The sequence below is a fragment of the Micromonospora sp. NPDC023633 genome (assembly GCF_040640035.1).
Classification (GTDB): domain Bacteria; phylum Actinomycetota; class Actinomycetes; order Mycobacteriales; family Micromonosporaceae; genus Micromonospora.
The window spans coordinates 1-9,167 of record NZ_JBFABB010000164.1 but is presented as its reverse complement, the minus strand read 5'-3'; the positions used below and the strand labels follow the sequence as shown (position 1 = coordinate 9,167).

Annotated in this window: 8 protein-coding genes; 6 read left to right on the top strand and 2 right to left on the bottom strand. The window is 72.6% G+C overall.

What is annotated here, in order from left to right; genetic code table 11:
• Window positions 1-119 precede the first annotated feature (119 nt).
• Window positions 120-1,763 (bottom strand): chaperonin GroEL, encoded by a 1,644-nt coding sequence (gene groL / locus AB0G13_RS31195; RefSeq protein ID WP_357882156.1) that lies wholly within the window; start codon window positions 1,761-1,763, stop codon window positions 120-122.
• 70 nt (window positions 1,764-1,833) lie between these two features.
• Window positions 1,834-2,148, bottom strand: coding sequence for a co-chaperone GroES (groES, locus tag AB0G13_RS31190; RefSeq protein WP_121399825.1), 315 nt, complete (start codon window positions 2,146-2,148; stop codon window positions 1,834-1,836).
• A 249-nt stretch (window positions 2,149-2,397) separates the two neighbouring features.
• Between groES and AB0G13_RS31185 the strand changes: the two genes are divergently transcribed.
• The 6 genes from AB0G13_RS31185 (at window position 2,398) to AB0G13_RS31160 (ending at window position 8,899) form a co-directional block, all read left to right on the top strand.
• Window positions 2,398-3,648, top strand: a complete 1,251-nt coding sequence (locus tag AB0G13_RS31185) for a methyltransferase domain-containing protein (RefSeq protein WP_357882153.1) — start codon at window positions 2,398-2,400, stop codon at window positions 3,646-3,648.
• A gap of 85 nt (window positions 3,649-3,733) precedes the next feature.
• A complete protein-coding gene (gene ybaK, locus AB0G13_RS31180) occupies window positions 3,734-4,213 on the top strand; it encodes a Cys-tRNA(Pro) deacylase (RefSeq protein ID WP_357882150.1) in 480 nt (159 codons plus the stop codon).
• 193 nt (window positions 4,214-4,406) lie between these two features.
• Window positions 4,407-5,504 (top strand): sugar ABC transporter substrate-binding protein, encoded by a 1,098-nt coding sequence (locus AB0G13_RS31175; RefSeq protein ID WP_357882147.1) that lies wholly within the window; start codon window positions 4,407-4,409, stop codon window positions 5,502-5,504.
• Between the two features lie 104 nt (window positions 5,505-5,608).
• A complete protein-coding gene (locus AB0G13_RS31170) occupies window positions 5,609-6,433 on the top strand; it encodes an ATP-binding cassette domain-containing protein (protein WP_357882144.1) in 825 nt (274 codons plus the stop codon).
• Entirely contained in the window at window positions 6,430-7,689 is a 1,260-nt protein-coding gene (locus AB0G13_RS31165; protein ID WP_357882140.1) for an ABC transporter permease, read from the top strand. Before AB0G13_RS31170 ends, AB0G13_RS31165 begins: the two co-directional genes overlap by 4 nt.
• Window positions 7,690-7,717: 28 nt before the next feature.
• Window positions 7,718-8,899, top strand: coding sequence for an ROK family protein (locus AB0G13_RS31160; RefSeq protein ID WP_357882137.1), 1,182 nt, complete (start codon window positions 7,718-7,720; stop codon window positions 8,897-8,899).
• Window positions 8,900-9,167: the final 268 nt, after the last annotated feature.

Below are 9,167 nucleotides of genomic sequence, written 5' to 3'. Positions count from 1 at the left end.
TTGGTGTCTGGGGCTTACCCCGGTGTCCTACACCCACCCCCCCCCCCCCCGGCCCCCGGGCGGGCGGGGGGCCCCCCCCTCCCGCGCCGGGCGCCCCCCGACGAGGCGTACGGCGAGGGTCAGAAGCCCGGGCCGTGCTGGTGGCCGTGGCCGTGGCTGTGCCCGTGCCCACCGGCGGCCGGCTCGGCCTTCTCCGGCTTCTCCACCACGAGGCTCTCCGTGGTGAGCAGCAGGCCGGCGATCGACGCGGCGTTGGTGACCGCGTTGCGGGTCACCTTCACCGGGTCGAGGATGCCGGCCTTCGCCAGGTCGACGTACTCGCCGGTGGCGGCGTCGAGGCCGTGGCCCCACTCCTTGCCGGCGACCTTGTTCACGACGACGTAGCCGTCGTGGCCGGCGTTCTGTGCGATCCAGCGCAGCGGCTCGACCAGCGCCTTGCGCACGATCGAGACGCCGACCTTCTCGTCACCGGTGAAGCCGAGGTCGTCGTCGAGCGCCGGCAGGATCTGCACCAGGGCGGCGCCACCGCCGGGGACGGTGCCCTCCTCGACCGCGGCCTTGGTGGCGGCGATCGCGTCCTCGATGCGGTGCTTGCGCTCCTTCATCTCGACCTCGGTCGCGGCGCCGACCTTGATGACCGCGATGCCGCCGGAGAGCTTGGCCAGCCGCTCGGCGAGCTTCTCCCGGTCCCAGTCGGAGTCCGAGGCCTCGATCTCCTTGCGGATCTGCGCGACCCGGTCGGCGACCTCGCTCGACTTGCCACCACCGTCGACGACCGTGGTGTTCTCCTTGTCGACCACGACGCGCCGGGCGGTGCCGAGCACCTCCAGGCCCACCTGGTCGAGCTTGTAGCCCAGCTCGGGCGCGACCAGCTCGGCGCCGGTGAGGATCGCCATGTCCTGGAGCATCGCCTTGCGCCGGTCACCGAAGCCGGGGGCCTTGACCGCGCAGACCTTGAGGGTCTTGCGGATCGAGTTGACCACCAGCGTCGACAGCGCCTGGCCGTCGACGTCCTCGGCGATGATCAGCAGCGGCTTGCTGTTCTGGAGGACCTTCTCCAGCAGCGGCAGCAGCTCCTCGATCGCCGAGATCTTCTGCGTCGTGATCAGGATGTACGGGTCCTCCAGGACCGACTCCTGCGACTCCATGTCGGTGACGAAGTTGGGCGAGATGAAGCCCTTGTCGAACTGGAGACCCTCGGTCACGTCCAGCTCGGTGTGCAGGGCGGAGCCCTCCTCGACGGTGATGACACCGTCGCGGCCGACCTTCTCCATCGCCTCGGCGATCAGCTCGCCGATCGTGGCGTCCTGCGCGGAGATCGTCGCGACGTGCGCGATCGACTTCTTGTCGGCGACCTCGACCGCGCGGCCGAGCAGCGCCTCGGAGACCTTGGCGGCCGCCGCGTCGATGCCCCGCTTGAGGCCGGCCGGGTTGGTGCCGGCCGTGACGTTGCGCAGGCCCTCGCGGACCATCGCCTGGGCCAGCACGGTGGCGGTGGTGGTCCCGTCGCCGGCGACGTCGTTGGTCTTGGTCGCCACCTCCTTGACCAGCTGCGCACCGAGGTTCTCGTAGGGGTTGGTGAGCTCGATCTCCTTGGCGATGGTCACGCCGTCGTTGGTGATCGTGGGCACACCGAACTTCTTGTCCAGGACGACGTTGCGCCCGCGCGGGCCGAGGGTGACCTTGACCGCGTCCGCGAGGGCGTTGACACCGTGCTCGAGCAGGTGCCGGGCGTCGTCCGAGAAGCTCAGGATCTTCGCCATGAATGTCCCTTCGAAGCGACGTCGCCCCGGCCCGGCGAGCCGGACCGGGGCGACGACACTGATCGGTTGCTTACTTCTCGATGACCGCGAGGACGTCGCGGGCGGAGAGCACCAGGTACTCCTCGCCGGCGTACTTGACCTCGGTGCCGCCGTACTTCGAGTAGATGACGGTGTCGCCGACGGAGACGTCAACCGGGATCCGGTTGCCCTTGTCGTCGATCCGGCCCGGGCCGACAGCGAGGACGGTGCCCTCCTGCGGCTTCTCCTTGGCGGTGTCGGGGATCACGATGCCCGACGCCGTGGTGGTCTCAGCCTCGTTCGCCTGGACCAGGATCCGGTCCTCGAGCGGCTTGATCGCAACCTTGGTCGCGGTAGTCACGGGCATACCCTCCTGGGGTACTGGTTTCGTTACCGACCGGCAAGCCGGCCAGCGTCAATCTGCCACATGCCACCGGGCGGGGCCGTCGTCGCGGGTGCCGGTCCGCCTGGCGTTCAGCGCCCGGGCCACGAGGCCCGGAAGCTGGCACCCTCGGGGTGAGAGTGCTAATCGCAGGTTATTCCTCGGCTAGCACTCCGTCAAGGAGAGTGCCAACCCGCCGCCCGGCGCGTCGGGTCCGCGGACCACAATGACCGGGTGGATCTCGACCAGCTCGCCGCCCTGCGTACGCCCGAGGGGTCGGCCGCGCTCGACGCGGCCGCGCGGGTGGCCGGCGGCGACCCGCTGACCGCGGCGGCCGCGCTCCGCTCGGCCGGACTGCCGGCCGGGCTGGCGTCGGCCGCGCTCACCCAGGCCGAGCTGCGGCGCCGGGCGGTCGGCAAGTTCGGGCCGGCGGCGGCCGGGATGTTCCTGACCCGGGCCGGGCTGGAGCAGGCCACGCGCGGCGTCGTCGCGGCGCGGCGGGCCGACCGGCTGCGGGCCGCCGGGGTGCGCACCCTCGCCGACCTCGGCTGCGGCCTCGGCGCGGACGCGCTCGCCGCCGCCCGCGCCGGCATCCGGGTGTACGGCGTGGAGGCCGACCCGGTGACCGCCGCGATGGCCGCCGCGAACGCCGAGGCGGCCGGGCTGGCCGAGCTGTTCACGGTGGAGTGCGGCGACGCCACGGCGTTCGACGTGGGCCGGGTCGACGGGGTGTTCTGCGACCCGGCGCGCCGCAGGGCGGGCACCGGGCGGCGCATCTTCGACCCGAACGCCTACTCGCCGCCCTGGGACTTCGTGGTCGGGCTGGCCGAGCGGGTGCCGCACACCGTCGTGAAGGTGGCGCCCGGCATCGACCACGCGCTGATCCCGGCGGGCGCCGAGGCGGAGTGGGTGAGCGTCGACGGCGACCTGGTCGAGGCGGCCCTGTGGTGCGGCGAGCTGGCGCAGGTGCCCCGCCGGGCCACCGCGCTGCGGGGCAGGGAAGCGGCCCCGGTCGACGCCTCCGGCCACGCCGGGGATCCGACCGACCGACCGACCGGCTCCGGCGGCTGCCATCAGTTGACCGGCTCCGGCGACGCCGAGGCCCCCGTCGGCCCGACGCGCCGCTTCCTGTACGACCCGGACCCCGCGGTGGTCCGCGCGCACCTGGTCGCGGAGCTGGCCGACACCCTGGGCGCGACGCTGGCCGACCCGAGCATCGCCTACCTCCACGCGGACGCCCCCGTGCCGACGCCGTTCGCCCGCTGCCTGGAGGTCACCGACGTGCTGCCGTTCTCGCTCAAGCGGCTGCGGGCGCTGCTGCGGGAGCGCCGGGTCGGACGGGTGGAGATCCTCAAGCGCGGGTCCGCGCTGGAGCCGGAGAAGCTCCGGCGGGACCTGCGGCTGGCCGGGGGCGAGGCGGCCAGCCTGGTGCTGACCCGGGTCGCCGGGGCGCCGACGGTGCTGCTCTGCCGGCCGGTCGGGTAGCGCGCGGGAGGGCGGGCGCCGGTGTCGTCGACCGCCCGGCGCTTTCGGCTCGCGGGTCGCGCGGGGCCGGGTTAGCTTGACCGTCATGGCGGGACAGGGCACTCCGGCGACCGCGCTGCTGACGAAGCGGAAGATCGCCCACACCACACATCCGTACGACGTCTCCCCGGACGCGCCGAACTACGGCGCGCTGGTCGCGGCGGCGCTGGGGGTGCCGCCGGAGCGGGTGTTCAAGTCGCTGGTCGCCGAGGTCGACGGCGCGCTGACGGTGGCGGTCGTGCCGGTCACCGGCGAGCTGGACCTGAAGGCGCTCGCGGCGGCGGTCGGCGGCAAGCGGGCCGCGATGGCCGACCGGGCGGCGGCCGAGCGGGCCACCGGGTACGTGCGCGGCGGGATCAGCCCGCTGGGCCAGCGCCGGCGGCTGCCCACCGTGCTCGACTCGTCGGCGCTCGACCATCCCACCGTCTACGTCTCGGCGGGCCGGCGCGGCCTCCAGCTGCAGCTCGCCCCGCAGGACCTGGTGGCGCTCACCGGCGCGGCCACCGCCCCGCTCTCCGCCCGCTGAGCTGCGCCGTTCCGGCTGGCACCGGGAGAGCGCTCCCTCGTGGGCGACGGCCGGGTGACAGGGACGTTGCTGAATTGTTACTGCCGACAACAAACTCGCGACCTCGGCGCTCTTGTGCCCGCGGCGCGAAGCGGAATACGTTGCCGGACACAACAAACCAACATCATCCCCCACCCCCGAAAGGACCCTGCTGATGCGCAAGGGCTTCCTCACCTTCGCCGCCGTGGGCCTGCTGGCCACCGGCGGCCTGACCGCCTGCGGCGACGACTCCGGTTCCGAGGCCGGCGGCTCCACCGAGAAGAAGCCGAAGATCGGCGTGATCCTGCCGGACAGCAAGTCCTCCGCCCGCTGGGAGGGCGCGGACCGCAAGTTCCTGGAGGAGGCGTTCAAGGCCGCCGGCGTCGACTACGACATCCAGAACGCCCAGGGCGACAAGACGGCGTTCCAGACCATCGCCGACCAGATGATCACCAAGGGCGTCACCGCCCTGATGATCGTCAACCTGGACTCCGGCACCGGCAAGGCCGTGCTCGACAAGGCCAAGTCCCAGGGCGTGGCGACCATCGACTACGACCGGCTCACGCTGGGCGGCTCGGCCACCTACTACGTCAGCTTCGACAACGAGGTCGTCGGCAAGCTCCAGGGCGAGGGCCTGAGCAAGTGCCTGACCGACAAGGGCGCCAAGAACCCGGTCGTCGCCTACCTGAACGGCTCCCCGACCGACAACAACGCCACGCTGTTCAAGAACGGGTACGACTCGGTGCTCAAGCCGAAGTTCGACTCGAAGGAGTACACCAAGGGCCCGGACCAGAACGTGCCGGAGTGGGACAACACCCAGGCGGCCACGATCTTCGAGCAGATGCTGACCCAGACCGGCGGCAAGATCGACGGCGTGCTCGCCGCCAACGACGGCCTCGGCAACGCGGCGATCTCGGTGCTGAAGAAGAACAAGCTCAACGGCAAGGTCCCGGTGACCGGCCAGGACGCCACCCCGCAGGGCCTGCAGAACATCCTCGCCGGCGACCAGTGCATGACCGTCTACAAGGCGATCAAGGAGGAGGCGAAGGCCGCCTCGGACCTGGCCATCGCGGTGGCCAAGGGTGAGAAGAAGGAGACCGGCCAGACGGTCAAGGACCCGGAGGGCGGCCGGGACGTCCCGGCGGTGCTGCTCACCCCGAAGCTGATCTTCAAGGAGAACGTCAAGGACGTCATCGCCGACGGCTTCGTCACCAAGGACGAGGTCTGCGCCGGGGCGTACGCCAAGCTCTGCGCCGACGCCGGCATCAGCTGACCCGTACCCGATCCACGCGCACGCCGCCCGGCACGGACCTGTGCCGGGCGGCGGTTCGCGCCGGACGGGATCCGAGACCTCCCCTCCACCTGAAGGAGACCCCCGTGTCCGCAACCCCCCTGCTGGAACTACGCGGGATCGACAAGAGCTTCGGTCCCGTCCAGGTCCTGCGCGACGTCGCCTTCTCCGCCCACCCGGGCGAGGTGACCGCGCTGGTCGGCGACAACGGCGCCGGCAAGTCGACCCTCGTCAAGTGCATCAGCGGCATCTACCCCACCGACGCCGGCGAGTTCCACTTCGACGGCCGGCCCGTGACCATCAACAGCCCCCGCGACGCCGCCGCGCTCGGCATCGAGGTCGTCTACCAGGACCTCGCGCTCTGCGACAACCTCGACATCGTGCAGAACATGTTCCTCGGCCGGGAGAAGCGCAGCGGCATCGTGCTCGACGAGCCGACCATGGAGCAGATGGCCGCCGACACCCTCGCCGGGCTGAGCGTGCGGACCGTGAAGTCGCTGCGCCAGCACGTCTCCAGCCTCTCCGGCGGCCAGCGCCAGACCGTGGCGATCGCCAAGGCCGTGCTCTGGAACAGCAGGCTCGTCATCCTCGACGAGCCGACCGCCGCGCTCGGCGTCGCGCAGACCGCCCAGGTGCTCGAACTGGTCCGCCGGCTCGCCGACAACGGCCTCGCCGTGGTCCTCATCTCGCACAACATGAACGACGTCTTCGCCGTCTCCGACCGGATCGCCGCGCTCTACCTCGGCCAGATGGTCGCCCAGGTGAAGACCACCGACATCACCCACTCGCAGGTGGTCGAGCTGATCACCGCCGGCCGCTCCGGCGGGCTCGGGCTCGCCACCGAGCCGGCCAACGGCGGCAACGGGCACGGCGCGGAGCCGGCCGACAGCAACTCAGGAGGCGTCCGATGACCACCACCGTCGTGCAGAAGGACGGCCCGGCGGCCGTCACACCGCCGCCCACCCTCGGCAGTCACGTCCGCAACTACGTCAGCCGGGTCCGCGGCGGCGACATCGGCGCGCTGCCGGCCGTGCTCGGCCTGGTCGTGCTCTGCACGGTCTTCTCGATCATGCAGCCGACGTTCCTCAGCGCCGGCAACTTCGCCAACCTGTTCACCCAGGGCGCCGCGGTCACGCTGATCGCGATGGGGCTGGTCTTCGTCCTGCTGCTCGGCGAGATCGACCTCTCCGCCGGCTTCGCCAGCGGCGTCTGCGCCGCCATCCTCGCCAACGTGGTCACCGTGCTCGGCTACCCGTGGTACGTGGCCGTGCTCGCCGCGATCGTCACCGGCGTGGTGATCGGCACCACCCTCGGCTTCCTGGTCGCGAAGATCGGCATCCCGTCCTTCGTGGTGACCCTCGCCGGGTTCCTCGCCTTCCAGGGCATCGTGCTGATGCTGATGGAGGAGGGCGCCAACATCTCCGTCCGCGACGAGGTGCTGGTGGCCATCGCCAACCGCAACCTCCCGCCCGTCCTGGGCTGGCTGCTGGCCGCGGTGGCGGTCGCCGGCTACGCGGCCGTGCAACTGCTCCGGCACCGTACGCGGGCCGCCCGGGGCCTGGTGACCGACCCGATCGCGGTGGTCTTCGCCCGGATCGGCGGGCTGGCGCTCGTCCTCGGCGTCGCGGTCTTCATCCTCAACCTGGAGCGCAGCCGCAACGTCGTGGTCAGCTCGCTCAAGGGCGTGCCGATCGTGGTGCCGATCATCGCGGCGCTGCTGGTCTTCTGGACCTTCGTGCTCCAGCGCACCACCTACGGCCGGCACGTCTACGCTGTGGGCGGCAACAAGGAGGCGGCCCGCCGGGCCGGCATCAACGTGGACCGCATCCGCATCTCGGTCTTCGTCATCTGCTCCTCGATGGCGGCCGTCGGTGGCATCGTCGCCGCCAGCCGGGCCAACTCGGTGGACCCCAACACGGGTGGCAGTGACGTACTGCTCTACGCGGTTGGCGCGGCCGTCATCGGGGGCACCAGCCTCTTCGGCGGCAAGGGCCGGGTGCTCGACGCCGTCCTCGGTGGCGCGGTCGTCGCGGTCATCGACAACGGGATGGGCCTGATGGAATACAGCTCGGGGGTGAAGTACGTGGTCACCGGCGTGGTGCTGCTGCTCGCCGCGAGCGTGGACGCGTTCTCCCGCCGGCGCTCCACCGCCACCGGCAACCGTTGACCGCGCGGCACCGGAAGTGACGACAGCGATGCGCGCAGGACCGAGCCAGGACGAGATCCGTCGGCAGAACCTGGGCGCGTTGCTGCGCTACGTGCACGTGCACGGGGCCACCACCCGTGCCGAGCTCACCACCACGCTGGGGCTCAACCGCAGCACCATCGGCGCGCTGACCGCCGACCTGGCCAGCGCCGGGCTGGTCAGCGAGGGGACGCCGAAGGAGACCGGCCGGGCCGGACGACCGTCGCTGGTCGTCCGGCCCGAGTCGGACCGGGTGCACGCGTACGCGTACAGCATCGAGGTGGACCGGCTGCGGGCCGCGCGGATCGGTCTCGGCGGCGCGGTGCTCGACCGCCGGGAGCTGGACCGCCCCCGGGGTCTGACCGCCGCGGAGGCCGCCCCGCTGCTGGCCGGGGCGGTCAAGGAGATGCAGCAGAGCGCGCCGGCGGACGCCGTCTGCGTCGGCGCGGGCGTCGCGGTCTGCGGCATGGTCCGGCGCGCCGACGGGCTGGTCCGGCTGGGCCCGACCACCGGGTGGGTCGACGAGCCGATCGGCGCGGCGCTCGGCGCCGAGCTGGGCTGCGGCGTGCCGGTCACGGTCGGCAACGTGGCCGACGTGGCCGCCTTCGCCGAGCACGCCCGGGGCGCGGCGGCCGGCTGCGACAACGTCATCTACCTGTACGGGGACGTGGGCGTCGGCGCCGGCATCATCGCCGGCGGGCGCCGGCTGACCGGGCACGGCGGCTACGGCGGCGAGGTCGGCCACATGGTGGTCGTCCGGGACGGCGCGCCCTGCGAGTGCGGCTCCCGGGGCTGCTGGGAGACCGAGATCGGCGAGTACGCGCTGCTGCGCGCGGCCGGCCGCTCCGACGCGCGGGGCCGCGACGCGCTGCTGGCCGTCTTCGACGCCGCCGACCGGGGCGACCTGCGGGCGCAGACGGCGGTACGCCAGGCCGGCGACTGGCTCGGCTTCGGGGTGGCCAACCTGGTGAACATCTTCAACCCGGAGATGGTCATCTTCGGCGGCGGCATGCGGGACCTCTACCTCGCGGCGGCGGCCCAGGTGCGCAGCCGGCTCAACTCGGTCGCCCTGCCGGCGTGCCTGGAGCACGTGCGGCTGCGCACCCCGAAACTCGGCGACGACGCGGCGCTGATCGGCGCCGCCGAGCTGGCCTTCGAACGCCTGCTCGCCGACCCCCTCGACGCCGGCTGACCGGTCCCGACCTCGTCGGGCGCCGACCGTGGACAGGGCGCGGGAGCCGGCGGGAACCGGTCCGCTGAGCCGATCGGTCGGCCCGTCCGTACCAGTGCGCGGACGGGCGAGGGCGGCGCCGGCATCGCCACCGAGCACGCGGAACTCGACCGGCTCACGGTCGAGGCGGCCAACAAGCGTCCTGCGGCGGCCGCCGGCCGGGAGGCCGCCGGCCGGGAGGCCGCCGGCCGGGAGGCCGCCGGCCGGGAGGCCGCCGGCCGGGAGGCCG